This is a genomic window from Mycobacterium sp. IS-1556, from assembly GCF_001499985.1.
Classification (GTDB): Bacteria; Actinomycetota; Actinomycetes; order Mycobacteriales; family Mycobacteriaceae; genus Mycobacterium.
Genome location: NZ_LQIM01000042.1, coordinates 78,618 through 101,347, shown reverse-complemented (window position 1 = coordinate 101,347; position 22,730 = coordinate 78,618). Strand labels below are relative to the sequence as shown.

21 protein-coding genes are annotated in these 22,730 nt (G+C 66.7%); 13 read left to right on the top strand and 8 right to left on the bottom strand.

The window, feature by feature from the left end:
* The first annotated feature begins 1 nt into the window (after position 1).
* The 4 genes from AU187_RS24305 to AU187_RS24290 are packed head-to-tail and all read left to right on the top strand — an operon-like array spanning position 2 to position 4,335.
* A complete protein-coding gene (locus AU187_RS24305) occupies positions 2–1,738 on the top strand; it encodes a GMC oxidoreductase (protein ID WP_059101617.1) in 1,737 nt (578 codons plus the stop codon).
* Positions 1,739–1,789: 51 nt separating this feature from the next.
* Positions 1,790–2,440 (top strand): SatD family protein, encoded by a 651-nt coding sequence (locus AU187_RS24300; RefSeq protein ID WP_059101618.1) that lies wholly within the window; start codon positions 1,790–1,792, stop codon positions 2,438–2,440.
* Entirely contained in the window at positions 2,437–3,162 is a 726-nt protein-coding gene (locus tag AU187_RS24295; protein WP_059101619.1) for a hypothetical protein, read from the top strand. Before AU187_RS24300 ends, AU187_RS24295 begins: the two co-directional genes overlap by 4 nt.
* 57 nt (positions 3,163–3,219) lie before the next feature.
* Positions 3,220–4,335, top strand: coding sequence for an NDMA-dependent alcohol dehydrogenase (locus AU187_RS24290; RefSeq protein ID WP_059101620.1), 1,116 nt, complete (start codon positions 3,220–3,222; stop codon positions 4,333–4,335).
* 17 nt (positions 4,336–4,352) lie between these two features.
* Here the strand turns inward: AU187_RS24290 and fadA6 are convergent, their stop codons facing one another.
* The 4 genes from fadA6 to ipdE1 are packed head-to-tail and all read right to left on the bottom strand — an operon-like array spanning position 4,353 to position 8,050.
* Positions 4,353–5,513, bottom strand: coding sequence for a steroid 3-ketoacyl-CoA thiolase FadA6 (gene fadA6 / locus AU187_RS24285; RefSeq protein WP_059101621.1), 1,161 nt, complete (start codon positions 5,511–5,513; stop codon positions 4,353–4,355).
* Positions 5,506–6,117 carry a TetR family transcriptional regulator KstR2 gene (gene kstR2 / locus AU187_RS24280; RefSeq protein WP_059101622.1) on the bottom strand — a complete coding sequence of 204 codons (612 nt, stop codon included), beginning with the start codon at positions 6,115–6,117 and terminating at the stop codon, positions 5,506–5,508. Before kstR2 ends, fadA6 begins: the two co-directional genes overlap by 8 nt.
* A complete protein-coding gene (ipdF, locus tag AU187_RS24275; RefSeq protein WP_059167446.1) occupies positions 6,114–6,902 on the bottom strand; it encodes a (5R,7aS)-5-hydroxy-7a-methyl-1-oxo-2,3,5,6,7,7a-hexahydro-1H-indene-carboxyl-CoA reductase in 789 nt (262 codons plus the stop codon). The genes kstR2 and ipdF overlap by 4 nt, the downstream gene beginning before the upstream one ends.
* The gene (gene ipdE1 / locus AU187_RS24270) at positions 6,899–8,050 is read right to left on the bottom strand and encodes an acyl-CoA dehydrogenase IpdE1 (RefSeq protein ID WP_059101624.1); all 1,152 of its coding nucleotides are present in this window, start codon (positions 8,048–8,050) and stop codon (positions 6,899–6,901) included. The genes ipdF and ipdE1 overlap by 4 nt, the downstream gene beginning before the upstream one ends.
* Before the next feature lie 47 nt (positions 8,051–8,097).
* Here ipdE1 and fadD3 point away from each other — a divergent pair, with 47 nt between their 5' ends.
* The 7 genes from fadD3 to AU187_RS24235 are packed head-to-tail and all read left to right on the top strand — an operon-like array spanning position 8,098 to position 16,342.
* Positions 8,098–9,651, top strand: coding sequence for a 3-((3aS,4S,7aS)-7a-methyl-1,5-dioxo-octahydro-1H-inden-4-yl)propanoate--CoA ligase FadD3 (gene fadD3, locus AU187_RS24265; protein WP_059101625.1), 1,554 nt, complete (start codon positions 8,098–8,100; stop codon positions 9,649–9,651).
* Positions 9,651–10,775 (top strand): acyl-CoA dehydrogenase family protein, encoded by a 1,125-nt coding sequence (locus AU187_RS24260; protein ID WP_059101626.1) that lies wholly within the window; start codon positions 9,651–9,653, stop codon positions 10,773–10,775. Before fadD3 ends, AU187_RS24260 begins: the two co-directional genes overlap by 1 nt.
* 4 nt (positions 10,776–10,779) lie before the next feature.
* Positions 10,780–11,733: an acyl-CoA dehydrogenase family protein gene (locus tag AU187_RS24255; RefSeq protein ID WP_059101627.1), complete on the top strand. Its 954-nt coding sequence runs from the start codon at positions 10,780–10,782 to the stop codon at positions 11,731–11,733.
* Positions 11,730–12,671 (top strand): acyl-CoA dehydrogenase IpdE2, encoded by a 942-nt coding sequence (gene ipdE2, locus AU187_RS24250; protein ID WP_059101628.1) that lies wholly within the window; start codon positions 11,730–11,732, stop codon positions 12,669–12,671. Before AU187_RS24255 ends, ipdE2 begins: the two co-directional genes overlap by 4 nt.
* 52 nt (positions 12,672–12,723) lie before the next feature.
* Positions 12,724–13,836, top strand: coding sequence for a pyridoxal phosphate-dependent aminotransferase (locus tag AU187_RS24245; protein ID WP_172800356.1), 1,113 nt, complete (start codon positions 12,724–12,726; stop codon positions 13,834–13,836).
* 13 nt (positions 13,837–13,849) lie between these two features.
* Positions 13,850–15,016 carry an MFS transporter gene (locus AU187_RS24240; RefSeq protein WP_059101837.1) on the top strand — a complete coding sequence of 389 codons (1,167 nt, stop codon included), beginning with the start codon at positions 13,850–13,852 and terminating at the stop codon, positions 15,014–15,016.
* A 45-nt stretch (positions 15,017–15,061) separates the two neighbouring features.
* Complete coding sequence (locus tag AU187_RS24235; protein ID WP_059101630.1) at positions 15,062–16,342, top strand: HNH endonuclease; 1,281 nt, start codon at positions 15,062–15,064, stop codon at positions 16,340–16,342.
* Here AU187_RS24235 and AU187_RS24230 read toward each other — a convergent pair.
* The 3 genes from AU187_RS24230 to AU187_RS24220 are packed head-to-tail and all read right to left on the bottom strand — an operon-like array spanning position 16,323 to position 20,325.
* On the bottom strand, positions 16,323–18,221 hold the full coding sequence (locus tag AU187_RS24230; protein ID WP_059101631.1) for an acetoacetate--CoA ligase: 1,899 nt from the start codon (positions 18,219–18,221) through the stop codon (positions 16,323–16,325). The genes AU187_RS24235 and AU187_RS24230 overlap by 20 nt on opposite strands.
* A complete protein-coding gene (locus AU187_RS24225; RefSeq protein WP_059101632.1) occupies positions 18,218–18,964 on the bottom strand; it encodes a 3-hydroxybutyrate dehydrogenase in 747 nt (248 codons plus the stop codon). Before AU187_RS24225 ends, AU187_RS24230 begins: the two co-directional genes overlap by 4 nt.
* Complete coding sequence (locus AU187_RS24220) at positions 18,961–20,325, bottom strand: MFS transporter (protein ID WP_059101633.1); 1,365 nt, start codon at positions 20,323–20,325, stop codon at positions 18,961–18,963. Before AU187_RS24220 ends, AU187_RS24225 begins: the two co-directional genes overlap by 4 nt.
* A 71-nt stretch (positions 20,326–20,396) precedes the next feature.
* Between AU187_RS24220 and AU187_RS24215 the strand changes: the two genes are divergently transcribed.
* Positions 20,397–21,362, top strand: coding sequence for a LysR family transcriptional regulator (locus AU187_RS24215; protein WP_059101634.1), 966 nt, complete (start codon positions 20,397–20,399; stop codon positions 21,360–21,362).
* A 10-nt stretch (positions 21,363–21,372) separates the two neighbouring features.
* Positions 21,373–22,140, top strand: a complete 768-nt coding sequence (locus AU187_RS24210) for an alpha/beta fold hydrolase (RefSeq protein ID WP_059101635.1) — start codon at positions 21,373–21,375, stop codon at positions 22,138–22,140.
* A 10-nt stretch (positions 22,141–22,150) separates the two neighbouring features.
* On the opposite strand, the gene hsaB is transcribed toward AU187_RS24210, so the two are convergent.
* Positions 22,151–22,717 carry a 3-hydroxy-9,10-secoandrosta-1,3,5(10)-triene-9,17-dione monooxygenase reductase subunit gene (hsaB, locus tag AU187_RS24205; RefSeq protein WP_059101636.1) on the bottom strand — a complete coding sequence of 189 codons (567 nt, stop codon included), beginning with the start codon at positions 22,715–22,717 and terminating at the stop codon, positions 22,151–22,153.
* Between the last annotated feature and the right edge of the window lie 13 nt (positions 22,718–22,730).

Genomic DNA, 22,730 nt, shown 5'->3' with positions numbered 1-22,730 from the left:
GATGTCCAACGAATTCGACTACGACGTAGTGGTTGTCGGGTCAGGCTTCGGCGGCAGCGTCACAGCGCTGCGGCTCACGGAAAAGGGCTACCGCGTAGGCGTCCTGGAGGCCGGTCGGCGCTTCACCGACGACCAATTCGCGAAAACCAGCTGGGACATCCGCAAGTTCCTGTGGGCGCCGAAGCTCGGCTGCTACGGCATCCAGCGGATTCATCTGCTGCGTGACTGCCTGATCCTGGCCGGCGCAGGTGTCGGTGGCGGCTCGCTGAACTACGCGAACACCTTGTACCAGCCCTCGGGTCCGTTCTACAACGACCCTCAATGGGCGCACATCACCGACTGGCAAGACGAACTGGCGCCGTACTACGACCAAGCCAAGCGCATGCTTGGAGTGGTTCTCAACCCGGACATGACCCCGGCCGACGAGATCATGAAAGCGGTCGCCGACGACATGGGCGTTGGCGACACGTTCGTGCGGACTCCCGTCGGCGTGTTCTTCGGCGAGCCTGGTGAGACCGTCGCCGACCCCTACTTCGGCGGCGCCGGACCGGCGCGCACCGGCTGCATCGAGTGCGGCGGATGCATGACGGGCTGCCGATACGGCGCGAAGAACACGTTGGTGAAGAACTATCTTGGCCTTGCCGAAAGTGCCGGGGCCACAGTGCATCCGCTGACCACTGTCACATCGCTGCGGCAAGCACCGGACGGCACGTGGCACGTCGGCACCGTGCGCACCGGCCGGGTGCTGCGCAAGAACCGCCGAACTTTCACCGCGCAGCACGTAGTCCTGGCCGCCGGCACGTGGGGCACACAGAACCTGCTTCACAAGATGAAGGACAACGGCACGCTGCCCCGGCTGTCGGACCGGCTCGGCGTGCTCACCCGGACCAATTCCGAGTCGATCCTCGGCGCCTCGAAGTACAAGGTCGACCCGGCACTTGACCTCACTCGCGGTGTGGCGATCACCTCCTCCATCCACCCCACCAGTGACACCCACATCGAATCGGTGCGGTACAGCAAGGGCTCGAATGCGATGGCCTTTCTGCAGACCCTGATGGTCGACGGTGGCGGCCGATGGCCACGGTGGGTGAAGTTTCTGGGCGCGGCCGCGAAGAATCCGGTTGCGCTGCTGCGCGTGCTGACGGTGAAGAACTGGAGCGAGCGCACCGTGATCACCCTCGTGATGCAGAACCTGGACAACTCCATCACCACGTTCACCAAGGGCGGACTGCGCGGGCGGCATTTGTCGAGCAAGCAGGGGCACGGCGAGCCCAATCCGACCTGGATCCCTGTCGGCAACGAGGCGACGCGCAGGATCGCCGAGAAGATTCACGGCGTGTCCGCGGGAAGCTGGGGAGAGCTGTTCAACATCCCGATGACCGCGCATTTCCTCGGCGGGTGCACCATCGGTTCCGATCCCGAGCGCGGTGTCATCGACGCATACCACCGCGTGTACGGCTATCCCACGCTCAGCGTGGTCGATGGCGCTGCGGTCTCGGCCAACCTGGGCGTCAATCCGTCGCTGACGATCACCGCGCAAGCCGAGCGTGCGGCCGCGATGTGGCCGAATAATGGTGAAGTCGATCAACGACCCGAGCAAAGCCAGGGTTATCGCCGGATACCGCCCGTCACCCCACACAACCCTGCTGTACCGGCGTCTGCCCCTGGCGCGTTGCGGCTTCCGCACGTCGAGATTCCTCAATTGAGAATCGCCGTCCCTGGAGAGACACGTCTGTAGCTTGCTAGAGCTATTTGCTTCATCCGTGCTGGATTAAGCTATAGTCTTCATATGACTGAGGTGAAGCTTACTGCTTCATCTGTGCGGGCGACGCTGATCGGCGACGTGGTCGGTTCACGCCGTGTGGCCGACCGTGCCGCCGCGCACCGCGCGATCAACAAGGCGTTGGCCGACGTGGCCGCCGGAGCGATCGATCCGCCCGCGTTCACCGTCGGCGACGAATTCCAGGGCACCTTTCCGACGGTCGGCGAGGCGGTCGACGCGGCTTTGGCCATCCGGCTGGCCGTCGCGCCCGGCATCGACGTCCGATTCGGAATCGGGTGGGGCGCGGTGACGGTACTGGACTCCGAGGCCGGCATCCAGGACGGTCCGGGTTGGTGGGCGGCCCGCGAGGCGATCGAGTGGACCGCAACCGCGCAGCGACAGCCGGGGTTGGCGTCGGTGCGGACGTCGTTCCGGGCGGCCGCCGACACCCGGTCGGACAGCGACGCCATCAACGCCGCGCTGTTGTGTCGGGACCATCTGATTGGATCGCTCGATGACCGCTCATTACGGATTGTGAAGGGACTGTTGACCGATCAGACGAAGAAGGACATCGCCGCCGCCGAGGGAGTCAGCGCGTCGGCGGTGTCCCAACGTGCGGGCCGTGATGGGTTGGACTTGATCGTGGTCGCGTCGCGACTTCTGCGAGGTGTGCCGTGAGCGCGGTCGCGGTGATGCTGATCGCAATGGGCGTGGCCGACGTCGTTCGACGGATGACGGTGCGGGTGTGGGTAGCCGCGGCGGCGGCGCCGGCCGTGGTGGCCGCCTGCGCGGCGCTTGCCGGGCTGTGGCACTGGGGCGACATCGTGCTGTTGACCGTCGCGGCGCTGGCCAGTGTCGGGTGGGTGGTGCTTTGCGCCCGCGCCGAGGTCTCGGGTCGTGGTCAACTCGCCCCGCTGGTGGTGTTCGGCATGGCGCTGTCGGTACTGATCGTGCTGGCCGGGTGGGACTCGCACGTCTCCGGGGTCGTGGCGCGGTGGCCGTCATGGGTCGGACTGTCAGTGTCCGGAGACAAACTGCTGATGATCATCGGCGTCATGCTCATGCAGCTGGTGACCGGCAACCAGTTGGTGCGGCTGGTGCTCGGCTCGGTCGGGGCGGTCAAGCCGGCCGGCGAACCGCAGCCGTCGGACCGGCTCAAGGGCGGCCGCCTTCTCGGGCCGATGGAGCGTGTGCTGATTCTCGGGCTCGGACTGGCCGGTCAGCTCGCAGCGGCCACGGCCGTCGTCGCCGCCAAGAGCATCATCCGGTTCCCGGAGATCAACGCGCAGAAGGCCCGCGAGAACGGCGGTATCGGGATCGACGAGGTGACCGAATACTTCCTCGTCGGCAGCTTCGCCAGCTGGATCGTGGCGCTGGGCGGCCTCGCTCTCGCGCACTAAACAGTAAGCCTTTCGATTCTGCCGAATTCGGACCGCGCCTTTCCTACACTCGCGGCCATGAAGACGAACGCCGCCGTGCTGTGGGGACTCAACGAGCCTTGGAGCATCGAGGAGATCGACCTCGACGGGCCCAAGGAAGGTGAGGTCCTCGTCTCGTTCGAGGCCACCGGGCTGTGCCATTCGGACCACCACGTCGTCACCGGGGATTTCGCCGGTGTGCCGCTGCCGATCATCGGCGGACACGAAGGTGCCGGCATTGTCGCCGACGTCGGACCGGGAGTGCGCGATCTCAAGGTCGGCGACCACGTGGTCACCTCGTTCCTGCCTGCGTGCGGACGCTGCCGCTGGTGTGCCAGCGGGCATCAGAACCTGTGCGATCTCGGCGCCTTGATCCTGGTGGGACTGCAGGCCGACGGCACCTACCGGCGCAAGGTCCAAGGTAAAGACGTCGGCATCCTGTCGGGTGTCGGTAGCTTCTCCGAGTACGGCACGCTGTCGGAGGCCTCGGTCGTCAAGGTCGACGATGATCTGCCGCTTGCTCGGGCGTGCCTATTGGGCTGCGGTGTGATGACCGGGTGGGGCTCGGCGGTCAACACGGCCGACGTCAGCCCGGGCGACACGGTGGTGATCATCGGCTGCGGCGGCATCGGCAGCGGCGCGATCCAGGGCGCGCGACTGGCGGGCGCGGAGCACATCGTCGTCGTGGACATCGTCGAATCCAAGCGGGACAAGGCATTTGAGTTCGGTGCCACGCATTTCGTCACCTCGATGGAGGAGGCCATGGCGTTGGTTGGTGAGCTGACCCGCGGCGTGATGGCGGATTCCGCGCTGTTGACGATGGGCGTGCTCGAGGGCCGGATGATCGACGAGGCGCTCAACGTCGTCCGCAAGGGCGGTGCGGTGGTGATGACCGCCATCGCGTCGATGGCCGACGTGACCCCGACGCTGTCGATGGCGATGATGACGCTGTTCCAGAAGCGGCTACAGGGCAGCCTGTACGGCGAGGCCAATCCGCGCGCCGACATCCCGCGGCTGCTCAACCTCTACCGCGACGGCAAGCTGCTGCTCGACGAAACCGTCACGGCCGAATACAAACTCAACGACATCAACGAGGGCTACGACGACATGCTCGCCGGGCGCAACATCCGCGGCGTGATCATCCACGACCACTGACAGTTGGCCGCGCGGGACTAGAGGCGCTCGATGATCGTGACGTTGGCCGTGCCGCCGCCCTCGCACATCGTCTGCAGGCCGTAGCGACCGCCGGTGCGCTCCAACGTGTTCAGCATCGTGGCGAACAACTTGGCGCCCGTTGCACCGAGTGGATGGCCGAGCGCGATCGCCCCGCCGCTGGGGTTGACCTTCGCGTGGTCGGCGCCGGTTTCCTTGAGCCACGCCATGACCACGGGGGCGAACGCCTCGTTGATCTCAACGGTGTCGATGTCCTCGATCGACAGGCCGGTCTTCTTCAACGCGTACTCGGTCGCGGGAATCGGGCCCGTCAGCATGAACACGGGGTCGGCGCCGCGGGCACTGATGTGATGGATACGCGCGCGGGGCTTGAGGTTGTGTGCCTGCACTGCGTTCTCTGAGGCGAGCAGCACCGCGCTGGCGCCGTCGGAGATCTGGCTGGCCATCGCCGCGGTCAACCGGCCGCCGTCGACGAGGGTCTTCAGCCCGGCCATCTTTTCCAGCGAGGTATCACGCGGGCCCTCGTCGGTGACAAAGCCGGCCCCATCGACCGGGACCGGGATGATCTCGTTCTCGAAGTAGCCGGCGCGGATCGCCTCCTGCGCGCGCTGATGGCTTGCCAGCGAGTACTCCTCCATCTCTTCACGTGAGATGTTCCACTTCTCGGCGATCAACTCCGCGCCGCGGAACTGCGAGATCTCCTGGTCGCCGTAGCGATGCAGCCAGCTCTTGGATTCGTTTGTCGGAGAGGTGAATCCGTACTGCTCGCCGGCGGTCATCGCCGACGAGATCGGGATCTGGCTCATGTTCTGCATACCACCAGCGACGATCAGGTCGGCGGTGCCGGACATGATCGCCTGTGCGCCAAAGGAAATGGCCTGCTGGCTGGACCCACACTGGCGGTCGACGGTGACGCCGGGCACTTCCTCGGGGTAACCGGCGGCGAGCCACGACAACCTCGCGATGTTGCCGGCCTGCGGTCCGATTGCGTCGACGCAGCCGGCGATCACATCGTCGACGACACCCGGGTCGACGTCGACACGATCAAACAGCCCGCGCCACGCCGCGGCGCCGAGATCGACGGGATGCACACCCGCCAGCGATCCGTTGCGCTTACCGACGGCAGTGCGTACGGCGTCAATGACATAGGCGTCAGGCATTGTCGGCTCCTTCTTTGGTGATGCCGCCGAGAACGATCGACAGATATTGACGGCCGACGTCTTCGGCCGTGAGCGGACCGCCTGGCTGATACCAGCGGACCGAAACCCAGGTGGTGTCGCGGATGAACCGGTAGACCAGGTCGACATCGATGTCGGGCCGGAAGTAGCCCTCTTCGACCCCCTGGTTGAGCAGGTCCAGCCACATTTTGCGTTGCTCTTGGTTGCGCTTCTCGACATAGGAGAACCGCTCCTGACCCGCGAGCCGCTTCGCCTCGTCCTGGTAGATGACCACCTGGGCGTGCCGGTGCTCGATCGCCTCGAACGACGTCATGAACAGCCCTTTGAGCCGTTCCAGCGGATTGGGCTCGGTGTCGACGATCTCCTGGTAGCGCGCGAACAGCCAGTCGAGGAATCCGCGCAGCACCTCGTCGACCATCTCCTCCTTGGAGGCGAAGTGGTGGTAGAGGCTGCCGGAGAGGATGCCCGCCGAGTCAGCGATGTCGCGCACGGTGGTCGCGCGCAGGCCACGCTCGGCAAACATCGATGCGGCGAGCTCGAGAAGCTCGTCGCGTCGGCTCGCCGGCTGGCTCAGCGGTGAGGTCATGCCCGTTGACTCGAAACCGAAATGACCTCTCCAGTCAGGTAACTGGAGTACTCGCTGGCCAGGAACGCGATCGTGGCCGCGACTTCCCACGGCTCGGCCGCGCGCCCGAACGCCTCGCCTTCCGACAGCCGATCCAGCAGGTCCGACGAGCTGGTCTTCTCGAGGAACTTGTGCCGGGCAATGCTGGGCGACACGGCGTTGATCCGCACGCCGTACTCGACGGCTTCGATCGCGCTGCACCGCGTCAACGCCATCACGCCGGCCTTGGCCGCGGCGTAATGCGACTGCGAATGCTGTGCGCGCCAACCCAGCACACTGGCGTTGTTGACGATCACCCCGCCGTGGTCGGCTTCGCGGAAGTAGCGCAGCGCCGCCCGCGTCGCGCGCATCACCGACGTCAGCGTCACGTTGAGGACACGGTCCCATTCCTCGTCGGTCATGTCGACGACGGGGGTCTGGCCACCTAGACCGGCGTTGTTGACCAGCACGTCGAGTCGGCCCATCCGCGCGGTGGTCGACGCGATCAATGCATCGACCTGTGCGGTGGACGTCACGTCGCAGACCACACTCTCGACGCGCCCCAGCCCGAGTTCGGCCAACTGATCGCGGGTCTCACCCAGTCGCCGCTCGTGATGGTCGGACACGACGACGTCGGCACCTTCGAGCAGCGCCCGTCGCGCCACCGCCGACCCGATCCCAGTGCCGGCCGCCGCGGTCACCACGACGACCTTTCCGGTTAGAAGGCCGTGTCCGCCAATCTCTTTCGGAGCCTCAGCCAGGTTCACGCGCCTTTGACCTCCCTCGGTAGTCCGAGCACGCGCTCGGCGATGATGTTGCGCTGCACCTCGTTGGACCCGCCGTAGATGGTGTCGGCGCGCGAGAACAGATAGAGCCGCTGCCATTCGTCGAAGTCGCCGTCGGTCAGCGTCAGCCCTTCCCGGCCGAGTACATCCATCGCGATCTCACCGAGTTCGCGATGCCAGTTGGCCCACAACAGCTTCGACACGTTGTCTTGCCCCGGCTGCTCGACATCCATCGTGGCCAGCGCATAAGACCGCATCGTGCGCAAACCCGCCCACGACCGCGTCAGCCGCTCGCGGATCAACGGATCATCAACGGCGCCGGTGTGTTTCGCCAACTCCGCGACTCCCGACAGCTCGCGGGCATATTCAATCTGCTGGCCGAGCGTCGAGACGCCGCGCTCGAAGGTCAACGTGCCCATCGCCACCCGCCACCCGTCGCCGGGCTCACCGACCACCAGCGAGGCATCGGTGCGGGCATCGTCGAAGAACACCTCGTTGAACTCCGAGTCACCGGTCAGCTGCACGATCGGGCGGATCTCGACGCCCGGCTGGTCCAGCGGTACGAGCAGATACGACAGGCCCGCATGCCGCTTGGAGCCCTTCTCCGTGCGCGCGATGACGAAGCACCACTGCGCCCAGTGCGCCAGCGACGTCCATACCTTCTGGCCGTTGATGACCCACTGATCACCGTCGAGTTCGGCCGTCGTCGCCACGTTGGCCAGATCGCTGCCTGCTCCGGGTTCGGAGTAGCCCTGACACCACAGCTCGGTGACATCGAGGATTCTCGGCAGGAACCGCTGCTGCTGCTCGGGGGTGCCGAAGGCGATCAACGTCGGGCCGAGCAATTCCTCACCGAAGTGGTTGACCTTGGCCGGGGCATTCGCGATCGCGTACTCCTCGTAGAACGCGACCCGGTGCGCGACCGACAATCCGCGACCGCCGTGCTCCTGCGGCCAGCCCAGGCACGTCAACCCGGCGGCCGCCAGGTGCTGGTTCCACGCCCGGCGTTCCTCGAACGCCTCGTGCTCCCGGCCCGGCCCGCCGAGGCCTTTCAGCGCCGCGTACTCCCCGACGAGGTTGTCGGCAAGCCAGCCACGGACCTCGGCCCGGAACTCCTCGACCGTAATCACCCTTGTAGGCTAACCTACCAAGCACTTGCTTTGTTAGAGGAGCGTCAATGACTGGCGATCGGCGGACCATTCCGGAGGTCTTGGACCGGATCGCCGACCGGTTTTCCGGCCACAATGCGCTGGTCACAGAGGATCGCACAATCAAATACGCCGAGCTGCGCGATGAAGTCCGCCGCGCGGCCGCGGCGATGATCCAGCTCGGAATCAAGTCCGGCGACCGGGTCGCGATCTGGTCTCCGAACACCTGGCACTGGGTGGTGGCATGCCTGGCCACGCACTACGCCGGCGGCGTCATGGTCCCGCTGAACACGCGCTACACCGCCAGCGAGGCCACCGACATCCTGGCCCGCACCAACGCCCCGCTGCTGTTCGCCTCCGGTGAGTTTCTCGGGGCCGACAAGGCCGCGTCCGTGGATCGCGACGCGTTACCCGACCTGCAGCACGTGGTGCGCGTGCCGATCGAGAAGGACGACGGCACCTGGGACGAATTCATGGCTGAGGGAAAGGACCTCGACGAGGTCGACGCCCGCGCCGCCGCCGTCGCGCCCGACGACGTGTCCGACATCCTGTTCACGTCGGGCACGACGGGGCGCAGCAAGGGCGTGCTGTGCGCGCATCGGCAGTCGCTGGACGCATCCGCCGCGTGGGCCGCCTGCGGCCAACTCACCAGCGACGACCGCTATCTCTGCATCAACCCGTTCTTCCACAACTTCGGCTACAAGGCGGGCATTCTGACTTGTCTGCAGACCGGCGCGACGCTCATCCCCCAGCTGACATTCGACCCGGTGCAGGCGATGGCCGCGGTGGCCGAGCACCGCATCACCGTGCTGCCCGGTCCGCCGACCATCTATCAGACTCTGCTCGATCACCCGAAACGTGCCGACTACGACCTGAGTTCGCTGCGCTTCGCCGTCACGGGCGCGGCGACGATCCCGGTGGTGCTCATCGAACGCATGCAGAACGAACTCGACATCGACATCGTGCTGACCGCGTACGGGCTGACCGAGGCGAGCGGGTTCGGCACGATGTGCCGTGCCGACGACGACGCGGTCACCGTCGCCACCACGTCGGGCCGGCCGATCGCGGATTTCGAACTGCGCATCGATGATCCGGCCGCTGACGGTACGGGTGAGGTGCTGCTGCGCGGTCCTAACGTGATGCTCGGGTACCTCGATGATCCCGAGGCGACTGCAGCGGCGATCGATTCCGACGGCTGGTTGCACACCGGTGACGTCGGCACTGTCGACGAGAACGGCAACCTGCGCATCACGGACCGGCTCAAGGACATGTACATCTGCGGCGGGTTCAACGTCTATCCGGCCGAGATCGAGCAGGTCCTGGCCCGCCTCGACGGCGTCGCCGAATCCGCTGTGATTGGCGTCCCCGACGAACGACTGGGCGAAGTCGGCAAGGCATTCATCGTCACCAAGCCCGGTGTCGAACTAGATGAAGAAGGCGTAATCGCTTACACCCGAGAGCATCTCGCGAACTTCAAGACACCCCGGGCGGTGGAGTTCCTGGATGCGCTACCGCGTAACCCGGGTGGCAAAGTGGTCAAGCCGCTATTGCGGCAACACAGTGAGAGGACTGGGTCTTCCTGATGGACCTGAACTTCGACGACGCCACCCTGGCCTTTCAGGCCGAGGTGCGCGAGTTCCTGGCGAACAACAAGGACTCGTTCCCGACGAAGTCCTACGACACGGCCGAGGGTTTCGAACAGCATCGACATTGGGACAAGGTGCTTTTCGATGCCGGCCTGTCGGTCATCACCTGGCCCGAGAAGTACGGTGGCCGCGACGCGACCCTGCTGCAGTGGGTCGTCTACGAGGAGGAGTACTTCCGCGCCGGCGCGCCGGGTCGCGCCAGCGCCAACGGCACGTCGATGTTGGCGCCGACGTTGTTCGCGCACGGCACCGAAGAGCAGCTCGATCGCGTGCTGCCGAAAATGGCCACCGGCGAGGAAATCTGGGCGCAGGCTTGGTCGGAGCCGGAATCCGGCAGCGACCTGGCATCCCTGCGCTCGACCGCGAGGAAAACCGACGGAGGCTGGCTGCTCAACGGGCAGAAGATCTGGAGTTCCCGGGCGCCGTTCGGCGAGCGGGCGTTCGGCCTGTTCCGTTCCGATCCCGAGGCACAGCGTCACAAGGGCCTGACGTACTTCATGTTCGACCTCAAGGCCGACGGCGTCACGGTGCGTCCCATCGCACAGTTGGGCGGCGACACCGGGTTCGGCGAGATCTTCCTCGACGACGTGTTCGTTCCCGACAACGATGTCATCGGCGAGGTGCACGACGGGTGGCGCGCGGCGATGAGCACCTCGAGCAACGAGCGCGGCATGTCGTTGCGCAGCCCCGCCCGCTTCCTGGCGCCGGCTGAACGGTTGGTGGCCGAATGGGCCAGGGACCGCGACCCCGCGTACGCCGACCGGGTCGCCGACGCCTGGATCAAGGCGCAGGCGTACCGTTTGCACACGTTCGGGACCGTGACGCGCGTGGCCGCTGGCGGTGAGTTGGGCGCCGAGTCGTCGGTGACCAAAGTGTTCTGGTCGGACCTCGACGTCGCGATCCACCAGACCGCACTCGACCTGCGCGGCGCCGACGGTGAGCTCGTCGACAAGTGGACCGACGGCCTGCTGTTCGCGCTCGGCGGACCGATCTACGCCGGCACCAACGAGATTCAGCGCAACATCATCGCCGAGCGCCTCCTGGGACTTCCCCGAAAGTAGTCATATGAACTTCGAATTGGACGAACAGCAGCGCGACTTCGCGGCCAGTATCGACGCCGCGCTGGGCGCCGCCGACCTGCCGGGTGCGATCCGGGCGTGGGCGGCGGGTGACACGGCGCCCGGCCGCAAGGTGTGGGCGCAGTTGACCGACCTCGGCGTCACCGCACTCGTGGTGCCGGAGAAGTACGACGGTATCGAGGCCCACCCGGTGGATCTGGTCGTCGCCACCGAACGGCTCGGCCGGTGGTGCGTGCCGGGTCCGGTCGTCGAATCCATCGCGGTCGCACCCATTCTGCTCGCCGACGACGAGCGCAGCGCCGCGCTGGCCGCCGGCGAGCTGATCGCCACCGTCGCCCTGCCACCGCACGTGCCCTACGCCGTCGACGCCGATACTGCCGGACTGATCCTGATGGCCGACAACAGCGAGGTACGCGAGGGCGCCGCAGGTGCGCGCCACGAGTCCGTGGACCCGAGCCGAAAGCTGTTCGATGTCAGCGCTTCCGGCGATGCCAAGCCGGCCGATGTCGCACGAGCCTATGAGTTCGGCGTGTTGGCGACGGCGGCGCAACTGGTCGGCGCCGGGCAGGCGATGCTCGACATGTCGGTCGAATACGCCAAACAGCGCAGCCAGTTCGGCAAGGTGATCGGTACCTATCAGGCGATCAAGCACAAGCTCGCCGATGTTCACGTCGCCGTCGAACTAGCCCGTCCGCTGGTGTACGGCGCGGCACTCTCGCTGGCCGACAATTCACCCGACACCGCGCGGGACGTCAGCGCCGCCAAGGCCGCTGCGGCCGACGCCGCACTGCTGGCGGCGCGGTCGGCGCTGCAGACGCACGGCGCGATCGGGTTCACCCAGGAGCACGACCTGTCGCTGTGGCTGCTGCGCGTTCAGGCGCTGCGCTCGGCGTGGGGCGATCCGTCCATGCACCGTCGGCGGGTATTGGAGGCCTTGTGACCGAAGAACGTCAACTGCTTCGCGAGACGGTGGCCGCGCTGGTCGACAAGCACGCGTCGCCGGCGGCCGTGCGCGAGGCGATGGAATCCGAACGCGGATACGACGAGTCGCTGTGGAAGCTGCTGTGCGAGCAGGTCGGTGCGGCGGCCCTCGTCGTGCCCGAGGAGCTCGGCGGCGCGGGCGGTGAACTCGCCGACGCGGCCGTTGTGCTCGAGGAACTCGGCAAGGCTCTGGTGCCGACGCCGTTGCTCGGCACCACGCTCGCGGAGTTGGCACTGCTGGCCGCGGACGAACCGGACACCGACTCGCTGGAGGGCCTCGCCGAAGGCGTCAAACTCGGCGCCGTCGTATTCGATGCCGACCACGTGGTCAACGGCGATGTCGCCGACGTGGTGATCGCCGCCGACGGCGACCGGTTGTCCAGGTGGACCCGGTTCACCGCCGAGCGAGTCGACGCGATGGATATGACGCGCCGGCTGGCCCGCCTGGAACCGCAGGAGAGCGCCGACATCGGCGCCGACCCGGGCCTTGCCGACACCGCCGCGCTGCTGCTTGCCGCCGAGCAAATCGGTACCGCCACCCGATGTCTCGACCTCACCGTGCAGTACACCAAGGACCGGGTTCAGTTCGGCAGGCCCATCGGCAGTTTCCAGGCGCTCAAGCATCGGATGGCCGACCTTTATGTCGCCGTGCAGTCCGCGCGGGCCGTCGTGGATGAGGCGCTCGCCACGCCGTCACCGACTTCGGCTGCGCTGGCCCGGTTCTCGGCCAGCGAGGCGTTCACCAAGGTGGCCGCCGAAGCCGTGCAGATGCACGGTGGTATCGCGATCACCTGGGAGCACGACATCCAGCTGTACTTCAAGCGGGCGCACGGCAGTGCGCAGCTGCTCGGACCACCGCGTGACTATTTGCGGCGGCTCGAATCCGAAGTGTTCTAGCGTTAGCAGCGTGAGCATCTCGCTGCGGTCCGGGATTCCGCCGTTCTACGTGATGGACGTGTGGCTGGCCGCTGCGGAACGTCAGCGCAGCCACGGCGATCTGGTGAACCTGTCGGCAGGCCAACCCAGCGCCGGCGCACCCGCCGCCGTCCGTGCAGTGGCGAAAGAGTCGCTGGACACCACCGTGCTCGGCTACACCGTGGCGTTGGGCATCCCGGAACTGCGTGCGGCGATCGCCGGCCGGTACCTCGACCGGTACAGCCTGACCGTGGACCCGAACGATGTCGTGATCACGACGGGCTCGTCGGGTGGGTTTCTGTTGGCCTTCCTCGCTTGCTTCGACGTCGGCGACCGGGTCGCGATCGCCAGCCCCGGCTACCCCTGCTATCGCAATATCCTCTCGGCGCTGGGCTGCGAAGTCGTCGAGATTCCCTGCGGCCCCGAGACCCGCTTCCAGCCGACCGTGCAGATGCTCGAGAATCTCGAGCCGCCCGTGCAGGGTGTCATCGTGGCGAGCCCGGCAAATCCGACCGGCACGGTCATCCCTCCGGAAGAACTGGCGGCGATCGCCGCTTGGTGCGATATGGCCGGAGTGCGGCTGATCAGCGACGAGGTTTACCACGGGCTGGTTTACGAGGGCGCTCCGGCGACCAGTTGCGCATGGCAGACGTCGCGCAATGCCGTTGTCGCCAACAGCTTTTCGAAGTACTTTGCGATGACCGGGTGGCGGCTGGGCTGGCTGTTGGTCCCGCAGGAACTGCAGCGTGCAGTGGACCGTCTGACGGGCAACTTCACGATTTGCCCGCCGACGCTGCCGCAACTGGCGGCGGTCGCGGCATTCACGCCGGAGTCGATCGCCGAAGCCGACGCGCTGCTGCACCAGTACGCCGCCAACCGTCGACTGCTGCTCGACGGGCTGCGCGGTATGGGCATCGACCGACTGGCCCCCACCGACGGCGCGTTCTACGTCTATGCCGACGTCTCGCACCTGACCACGGACTCGCTGTCGTTCTGCTCAAAGCTGTTGGATGACACCGGTGTTGCGATCGCACCCGGAATCGACTTCGATCCGGCACGGGGCGGTTCGTTCGTCCGGCTGTCGTTCGCGGGACCGACCAGCGACGTCACCGAGGCGCTGCGCCGCATCGGCGCGTGGCTGGGCTGAGGTGCCCGCGCGCATGGGCACCACTGCGCAGCGGGCACCGCTGTTGGCGGCTGGTTTCACCACTGCCTTCGGCGCCCACGCCGTCGCAGGCACGCTCGGGACGACCACGACCGGTACAGCCGCCTCACTGCTGACGCTCGGTGCGCTCCTCGCGGTCTACGACGGTGCGGAGGTGGTGCTGAAGCCGGTTTTCGGAACGCTCGCCGACCGAATCGGCGCGCGCACCGTCCTGATCGCCGGGTTGGTGATCTTTGTGGTCGCGTCGGCGTCCTACGCCGTCTTTGACAACACCGCGTGGCTATGGGCAGGCCGGTTCGGCCAGGGTGTCGGCGCAGCGGCATTCTCGCCCGCCGCGTCGGCGCTGGTCGCCCTGATGACGTCGCCCGACGCCCAGGGGCGCGCATTCGGAACGTACGGCTCATACAAATCGATCGGCTACACGCTCGGGCCATTACTCGGTGGCCTGATCGTCACGCTGGGCGGGCTGCAGAGCCTGTTCGCCGTGATGGCCGTCCTCGGAACCGTGGTCGCCGTGTGGGCAGGGAGTTCCGTGCCGGCCGTGACGCCGCTGCCCCGGCGACGTCAGACCCTGGTCGATACTCTGCGCAGGTTTTCCGAGTCCTCCTTTGTCACACCGTCGCTCGCGCTTGCGGCGGCCACCGCCGCACTGTCGGTCGGCGTTGGCTTCCTACCGGTTCTCGGCACCCAGGCCGGCCTGAGTCCCGTTGTCACGGGCGCCGTCGTCTCCGTGCTCGCGCTCACCACAGCGGTCGCGCAACCGATGGCCGGGCGGGCGCACGACGCGGGCAGGATCACCCTCAACGCGGGCATTGCGATCGGAATGCTCTTGACCGCAGCCGGTTTGGTCGTCGCAGCCTTGCCCGGCCTCGCGGGACTGCTGTGCGCCGCCGTTGTCATCGGGACCGGCTGCGGACTCATCACCCCGCTCGCCTTCACGATGCTCGCGAAGACGACCCCCAGCGAGCGGCTGGGCCAGACGATGGGTGCGGCAGAGATCGGCCGAGAGAGTGGTGACGCCGCGGGGCCGCTCGTCGTGGCGTCGATCGCGGCGGCGTCGACGGTGCCATTCGGGTTCGCCGGCCTGGCCGTTCTCGTCAGTGCGGCCGGACTCACTTCTGCGGCGGTGGCGCGTGCGAAGGGCACCGCCACTCACCAGTGACCGGTGAGCGCCCGCTTGTCGGCAGCTGGGTGTACAGTCCGAATCATGTTCGAAAGTTTGTTCGATATCGGTCCGGAGGCTTCCGAGGAGGAGCTCCGGGTCGCGGTCGAGCGACTCGAACGGGTGAAGTCGTCCGCCGCCGCCGCGCAGGCACGCGTGACCGCATTGTGGAAGGCGAAGCGTTACGCCGCCGAGGAGGCTGCGGGAGTGCCTGCGAGTCGACGTGGTCGGGGGCTGGCGACGGAGGTCGCGTTGGCGCGCCGAGATGCGCCGGTGCAGGGCGGCCGTCACCTGGGACTGGCCAGTGCCCTGGTTGACGAGATGCCCCACACCCTCGCTGCGTTGGAATGTGGGGCGCTGTCAGAATGGCGAGCCACTCTGATCGTGCGTGAATCGGCGTGTTTGAGCGTTGAGGACCGTCGTCGGCTCGACACCCAAATGTGCGGCGACCTCTCGCGTCTCGATGGATGGGGCGACAAGCGGATCGCGGCCGAAGCTAAGAGGATCGCGTGCGAGCTCGACGTGGGCGCGGTGGTCGACCGCAGCGCCAAGGCCGAAGCGGACCGGTGTGTCACCATTCGCCCGGCGCCCGACTCGATGGTGTGGTTGACCGCGCTGCTACCCGTCAAGCAGGGCGTGAGCGTCTATGCGGCATTGAAAAGCGCCGCCGACACCACTTTCGACGACCGGTCGCGCGGCCAGATCATGGCCGACACAATGGTGGAACGGGTGACCGCACGCCCCGCCGAGCAGCCGGTGGATGTCAACTTGAACCTCGTGATGGCCGACACCACGCTGATGGGTGATGACGATGCGCCCGCGTGGCTCGACGGTTACGGACCACTGCCGAGCGCGATCGCGAGAGCGCTCACCGGCGAGGCGGTCGGCGACGCCACAGCCAAGGCGATGCTTCGCCGGCTGTACCGGCATCCCCGCAGCGGCCAACTAGTGGCGATGGAATCCCAAGCCAGAGCCTTTCCAAAAGGGTTGGCGGCGTTCATCGGGATACGCGATCAGACGTGCCGCACGCCCTACTGCAATGCGCCGATACGCCATCGCGACCATGCGGTGCCCCGGCATAGGGCCGGGCCGACGACTGCGCTGAATGGCCTCGGCGAATGCGAGGCGTGCAACTACGCCAAGGAAGCCACCGGCTGGTCGGTGACGACAAGTGAACATGACGGCGAACACCGCGCCGAGTTCACGACACCCACCGGTGCGACCTACCGATCGACCGCACCGCCGCTTCCCGGTCCGCCTGTGCGAACCATGAGCCTGATCGAGGGCCGACTCAGCGTTGACCTGATCACCTTCGACGCTGCGTGACGTACCAGTCGAGCAGATCGGGATCGTCGACGGCGCTGCGCTCGACGACCTTCGCGGCGTCCGCGCCCTGGAACAGTTTCTTGATCGGCACTTCGAGCTTCTTGCCCGTGCGGGTATGCGGAACGCCTGGCGCGGCGATGATCTCGTCGGGTACGTGCCGCGGCGACACTTCCTCCCGAATGGTGTTCTTGATGCGGTCACGCAGGTCGTCGGAAAGTTCCGCATCGCCCGCCAGGACCACGAACAGGGGCATCCAGTACCCGCCGTCGGACTGGTCGATGCCGATGATCAGCGCTTCGGCGACCTCGGGCAGCCGCTCGACCGCCTGGTAGATGTCCGCGCTGCCCATCCGGATGCCGTGCCGGTTGAGGGTGGAGTCCGACCGCCCGTGCACGATGACGCTGCCGTGGTCAGTGATCGTGATCCAGTCGCCGTGGCGCCACACGCCGGGAAACATCTCGAAATACGCGCTGCGATAACGCGACCCGTCGGGGTCGTTCCAGAACCCGACGGGCATGGAGGGCAGCGGCTTGGTGATCACCAACTCACCGACCTCGTTGCGCACCGGCTTGCCCGACTCGTTCCACGAGTCCAGCGCACAACCGAGGTACGGCGCCGACAGCTCACCGGGCCACACCGGGACGGTGCGGACCCCGCCGATGAACGCCGACACCACATCGGTGCCACCGCTGATCGATGACACCTGTACCTGCTCGCCGACGTTGTCGCGCAACCACAGTGACGTCGACGGCGGTAGTGAGGACCCGGTGATGCCGACCGTGCGCAGCGCCGACAGATCATGCTCCTTACGCGGCACCTCACCGGCCTTTGCGCAGGCGAGCACATATCCGGGGCTGGTTCCCAGCACCGTGGCCCTCACTCGAGCGGCGATGTCCCACAGTGCATCGGGCCGCGGGGCGCTGGGGCTTCCGTCGTAGCACACGATGGTCGCTCCGACGAGAAGCCCGGCGACTTGGAAGTTCCACATCATCCAACTCGGACTGGTGTACCAGAAGAAGGTGTCGTCGGGTCCGATGTCGGACTGCAGCGCAATGGCTTTGAGGTGTTCGAGCAGGACGCCCCCGTGGCCGTGCATCATGCCCTTGGGCAGTCCGGTGGTGCCCGACGAGAACAGAATCCACAGCGGGTGAGCGAAGTCGACCGGCGTCGACGCCAACTCAGCACCGTTCGAACCCGTCATTTCCGAGGCCATCACGGTGCCGCGCAGGGTCGGCAGGCCATCCTGCAGCGTGGCGATGTCGCGGCTCTTGTCGTGGAACTTGCCGCCATAGGTGTAACCGTCGGCGGTCACCAGCACCGTCGGTTCGAGCTGTCCGAGCCGGTCGAGCGCGGCCTTGGCCGAGTAGTCCTGACCGCAGGCGCTCCAGATGCCGCCGATGCTGGCGGTGGCCAGGAATGCGATCACGGCTTCGGGAATGTTCGGCAGGTACCCGATCACCCGGTCGCCGGCCGCCACCCCGAGCGAGCGCAACCTCTGCGCGAAAGCTGCGGTGCGACCGAGTAACTCGGTCCAGGAAACCTCGGTGACCCCGCCGCCTTCGGCGAGATAGAGGATCGCGGGCCGGTCGGTGCGGGCGTTGCGCACCACCTGATCCACGTAGTTGAGGTGAGTTCCGGGAAACCACTGTGCGCCGGGCATTTCGGCGGAGGCGAGCACGGTGTCAGGCCGGTCGCCGAGGCCGAAGTAGTCCCACAGCGCAGCCCAGAACGCGTCCGGGTCGTCGATAGACCATTGCCACAGCGACTGGTAGTCGGGTAGGTCGAGGCCGGTACGCCGCTGCACGAACTGCGCGAAGTCGGTGACTCGCGCGCCGGCGATGTCGGCCGTCGTGGGCGTCCATTGCGCAGTGGTGGTCATCGGGCGCTCCAGCCGCCGTCCATCGTGTACGACGCCCCGGTCACCATCCCCGCATCCGGTGAGGCGAGCCAGATGACCAGCGAGGCAACTTCTTCGGGTTCGACAAGTCGCTTGATGGCGCTCTCCTTCAGCAGAATGTCCGCGACCACCTTATCCTCGTCTATCCCGTGGGTGCGGGCCTGATCGGCGATCTGCTTGGTCACCAGCGGAGTTCGCACATAACCCGGGTCGACGCAGTTGCTGGTGACGCCGTGCGGGCCGCCCTCCAGCGCGGTCACCTTCGACAGCCCCTCCAGCCCGTGCTTCGCGGTCACGTACCCGCTCTTGAACTCGGAGGCGCGCAGGCCATGTATCGACGAAATGTTGATGATGCGCCCGAAGTTCTGCTCGTACATGTGCGGCAGCGCCGCACGAATCAAAAGGAACGGCGCCTCGAGCATGAGTTGGAGAATGAAGCGGAAGCGCTCGGGCGGGAACTCGGCGATCGGGCTGACGTGCTGCACGCCGGCGTTGTTCACCAGAATGTCTGTCTTCAGCCGAAGATCCGCGAGCGCGGAGACGTCGGAAAGATCGACCACCCATGGCTTTCCACCGATCTCTTCGGCGATCGCCTTGGCGCCGACATCGTCGCGATCCGCGACGGTGACCGTCGTCCCCTGCGCGGCCAAGGCTCGCGCACATGCGGCCCCGATGCCACTCGCACCGCCGGTCACCAGCGCGGTGCGGCCGTCGAGTTCGCTCATACGACGCCCGCCTTGGCGAGTTGCTCACGGTCGGCCGCATCGAGCGTCGCGAGATCGAGGCCCTTGGTTTCGCGGGTGAACAGCGCGGCCATCAAGGTGATCACCGAGGCGGCGGCCAGGTAGAGCGCGATCGGGACCGCCGAATCGTACCTGTCGAGCAGCCACGTGGCGATGGCCGGCGCCAGCGACCCGGCGACGATCGAGGTTACCTGATAGCCAAGGGAGACACCGGAATACCGCATCCGGGTCGGAAACATCTCGGCCATGATCGCCGGCTGCGGCGAGTACATCAACGCGTGGATCACCAGTCCGAGGATGACCGCGGCCATGATCAACAGGTAGGAGCCGCTGTTCATCATCGGGAACGCGAAGAAGCCCCACGTTCCCCCGGCGATTGCACCGACGATGTACACCGGCCGCCTGCCAAACCGGTCGGACAGCCGACCCACCTGGGGAATCACCACGAAGTGCACAGCGTGCGCGACGAGCAGCCACCACAGGATGTCACTGGTGTCGGCGCCGACGTGCGTCTTGAGGTAGACGATCGAGAACGTGACCACCAGGTAGTACATGATGTTCTCCGCGAACCGCAGCCCCATCGCGGTGAAAACGCCACGGGGATAACGCCTCAGCACCTCGAACACGCCGTAGGACACAGCCTTGACGCGTTCGACCTCCTCCTGGGCGGCCACGAAGATCGGCGCGTCGCTGACCTTGGTGCGGATGTAGTAGCCGATCAGCACCACCACCGCCGACAACCAGAACGCCACCCGCCATCCCCAGGACAGGAACGCCGTCTCCGGCAGCAGACCGGTCAGCACTAACAGCACGACGGTGGCGAGCATGTTGCCGACGGGCACCGCCGCCTGCGGCCAACTGGCCCAGAACGCTCGCTTGTCGTTCGGACTGTGCTCGGCGACAAGCAGAACTGCTCCGCCCCATTCGCCGCCGACCGCGAAGCCCTGAAGGAACCGCAGCACCACGAGCAAGATCGGCGCCCATACCCCGATCTGTGCGTAGGTGGGCAGGCAGCCCATGAGAAACGTGACGCCACCGACGAGAAGGATCGCGAACTGGAGCAGCTTCTTGCGGCCGTACTTGTCGCCGAAGTGTCCGAAGACCACCCCGCCCAGCGGGCGCGCGACGAATCCGACGGCGTAGGTCAGCAGGGCGGCGATGAGTCCACTGGCCTCGCTCGTGCCTTCGGCGAAGAACACCTTGTTGAAGACCAATGTGGCGGCAGTCGCGTAGAGGAAGAACTCGTACCATTCGACGACCGTGCCGGCCATCGAGGCGACCACGACGCGTTTGAGGCCCCTCGGGACCGGCGCGTCGCTGTTCGCGACATTGGTGACATCCATCGCGCACTCCTTCGGCTGTGATGGCAGGCACAGACGCCTGTGAGTATTCACGCAGATACCCGCGGCTAGCAATGGCGAAAAATGCAGGAGGTATCTGCGAAAATGCAGTTGTGCCGCCTCCGATGACCCAGCCGTCGGGTCGACGGCCGAGCGCCGACGACCTGCTCGTGTTGCTGGCGGTCGGCCGGTCCGGCCGCTACAAGGCCGCAGCGGAGGAGCTCGGCCTCAACCACACCACCATCTCTCGGCGCATCGCCGCACTCGAGGAGTCGGTCGGCGGGCGGGTGTTGGCGCGCGGAGCGGGTGGGTGGGAACTCACCGACCTGGGCCGCGACGCGCTGGCCGCCGCCGAAGCCATCGAGTCGGCCGTGCGGTCACTGGCCGTCGACGCAGCCGGCGACCGCGCACTCGAAGGCGTCGTGCGGATCTCGGCAACCGACGGCTTCTCGGCCTACATCGCGGCACCGGCCGCCGCTCACGTCCAGCGTCAGCACCCAAAGGTGGCCGTCGAGCTCGTCGCCACAACGCGACCCGCCACCCAGCAGAGGTCCGGTCTCGACGTGGAGGTGGTCGTCGGCGAACCCAAGGTCCATCGGGCCAGGGCGATCAGGCTTGGCGACTACTGCCTGGGCCTCTACGGTGCCCGGGGCTACCTGGCCGAGCACGGAACCCCGACCAGCATCGCCGACCTCGAGCGTTTCCCGCTGGTCTACTTCATCGACTCGATGCTGCAGGTCGACGACCTCGACGTGGCGGCGAGCTTCGCGCCCGCCATGCGCGAATCAGTCACCTCCACAAACGTTTTCGTGCATGTGGAAGCCACCCGCGCGGCCGCCGGCATTGGGTTGCTGCCCTGTTTCATGGCCGACCGGCACGACGATCTCCTCCGCGTGCTGCCCGGCCAGGTGGCCGTCCGGCTGACGTACTGGCTCGTCACCCGGGCAGAGGCGCTGCGCCGACCCGAGGTGGCCGCTGTCGTGGAGGCGATCCGCGACCGCGTGCACGAGCAGCGCGATGTGCTGCTCGGCAAAGGCTAACGTCGTCAGCATGCCGTTCATCGACCATCCGAAGGGCCGCGCTTACTACCGCCACTGGCCGTCGGCCGATCCGCGCGCCGCGGTGATCTTCCTGCACGGCTTCGGCGAGCACTCCGGTCTCTACCACCGCTACGGCTTCGCGCTCAACGCCGCGGGTATCGATCTGTGGGCGGTCGACCAGTTCGGCCATGGTCTGAGCCCGGGCACCCGCGGAGACTTCGGGTCCATCGAAGACAGCTCAGGTCTCGCCGATGCCCTGACCGATGTCGCCGAGACCGCACGGCCCGGGCTGCCGTTGCTCGCGCAGGGGCATTCGTTCGGCTCCATCGTCACGCTGTTCCGGCTGCTCGAACAGCCGGACCGCTATCGAGCCGGCATCGTCTCCGGTGCTCCGTTGGTGCCGACGCCCGCGATGCTCGACAGCGACACCTCGCTCGTCCTCAACCCAGGGTGGCTGTCCGACGATCCGTTCTACCTCGACCTGCTGGAGAACGACCCGCTGACGTTCGCCGACGCCGACGGTGCGGCACTGACCCGGGAACTCGACAGGGCCTGGGACCGATTCGGCGCCGACCTGCCGGAACTCACCGTCCCGACGCTGGCCGTGCACGGCTCGAACGACGTCGTCGCTCCGGTCGGCGCGGTGCGGGCGTACGCGGAGCAGATCGACGCGCTGCATTTCGCGGAGTTCGCGGGCGCACGCCACGACATTCTCAACGAGACGGTGCACCGGGAGGTCGCCGCAGCCGTCGTGGACTTCATCGACGAGCGGTTGTAATGCGGATCTACTACAGCCAGGTGTCGTCGGTCGTGGCGGTGAGGAACGCTTCGAGGTCGTCGCGCCAGTGTGCGGGCGTGTTCTTGTCCGGCTCGATACCGGTGTACTGCCCGCGGTAGAACAACAGCGGCCGCGGCTTCTTGTGCGGCACGTCCGAGAGCGAATGCACGGCGCCGAACACGACGTAGTGGTCGCCGCCGTCGTGCACCGAGTGCACCGAGCAGTCGATGTGCGCGAGCGTGCCTTCGATGACCGGTGAGCCCAGTCTCGACGGCTGCCAATCGATTTCGGCGAACTTGTCGGGCTCCTTCGAGCCGAAGCGCGCCGAGACGTCCTTCTGGTTCTCGTGCAGCACGTTCACGCAGAAGTGCCCGCTGGCTTCGATCGCCTGCCACGACCGCGACATCTTCGTCGGACAGAACAGCACCAGCGGCGGTTCCAGCGACAGCGCGGCGAATGACTGGCAGGCGAACCCGACCGGCGCGCCGTCGTGCATTGTGGTGATCACCGTGATGCCGGTGCAGAACTGGCCCAGCACATTGCGGAACGCGCGAGGGTCGATCGGTTCGGCCGCCATTATCGATTGTTCT

Bases quoted from the DNA above. Each gene is read 5' to 3' on its own strand.
- AU187_RS24305 (WP_059101617.1), top strand. From the start codon at position 2: ATGTCCAACGAATTCGACTACGACGTAGTGGTTGTCGGGTCAGGCTTC.
- AU187_RS24300 (WP_059101618.1), top strand. From the start codon at position 1,790: ATGACTGAGGTGAAGCTTACTGCTTCATCTGTGCGGGCGACGCTGATC.
- AU187_RS24290 (WP_059101620.1), top strand. From the start codon at position 3,220: ATGAAGACGAACGCCGCCGTGCTGTGGGGACTCAACGAGCCTTGGAGC.
- fadA6 (WP_059101621.1), bottom strand. From the start codon at position 5,513: ATGCCTGACGCCTATGTCATTGACGCCGTACGCACTGCCGTCGGTAAG.
- kstR2 (WP_059101622.1), bottom strand. From the start codon at position 6,117: ATGACCTCACCGCTGAGCCAGCCGGCGAGCCGACGCGACGAGCTTCTC.
- fadD3 (WP_059101625.1), top strand. From the start codon at position 8,098: ATGACTGGCGATCGGCGGACCATTCCGGAGGTCTTGGACCGGATCGCC.
- AU187_RS24260 (WP_059101626.1), top strand. From the start codon at position 9,651: ATGGACCTGAACTTCGACGACGCCACCCTGGCCTTTCAGGCCGAGGTG.
- AU187_RS24255 (WP_059101627.1), top strand. From the start codon at position 10,780: ATGAACTTCGAATTGGACGAACAGCAGCGCGACTTCGCGGCCAGTATC.
- AU187_RS24245 (WP_172800356.1), top strand. From the start codon at position 12,724: ATGGACGTGTGGCTGGCCGCTGCGGAACGTCAGCGCAGCCACGGCGAT.
- AU187_RS24240 (WP_059101837.1), top strand. From the start codon at position 13,850: ATGGGCACCACTGCGCAGCGGGCACCGCTGTTGGCGGCTGGTTTCACC.
- AU187_RS24235 (WP_059101630.1), top strand. From the start codon at position 15,062: ATGTTCGAAAGTTTGTTCGATATCGGTCCGGAGGCTTCCGAGGAGGAG.
- AU187_RS24230 (WP_059101631.1), bottom strand. From the start codon at position 18,221: ATGACCACCACTGCGCAATGGACGCCCACGACGGCCGACATCGCCGGC.
- AU187_RS24225 (WP_059101632.1), bottom strand. From the start codon at position 18,964: ATGAGCGAACTCGACGGCCGCACCGCGCTGGTGACCGGCGGTGCGAGT.
- AU187_RS24220 (WP_059101633.1), bottom strand. From the start codon at position 20,325: ATGGATGTCACCAATGTCGCGAACAGCGACGCGCCGGTCCCGAGGGGC.
- AU187_RS24215 (WP_059101634.1), top strand. From the start codon at position 20,397: ATGGCGAAAAATGCAGGAGGTATCTGCGAAAATGCAGTTGTGCCGCCT.
- AU187_RS24210 (WP_059101635.1), top strand. From the start codon at position 21,373: ATGCCGTTCATCGACCATCCGAAGGGCCGCGCTTACTACCGCCACTGG.
- hsaB (WP_059101636.1), bottom strand. From the start codon at position 22,717: ATGGCGGCCGAACCGATCGACCCTCGCGCGTTCCGCAATGTGCTGGGC.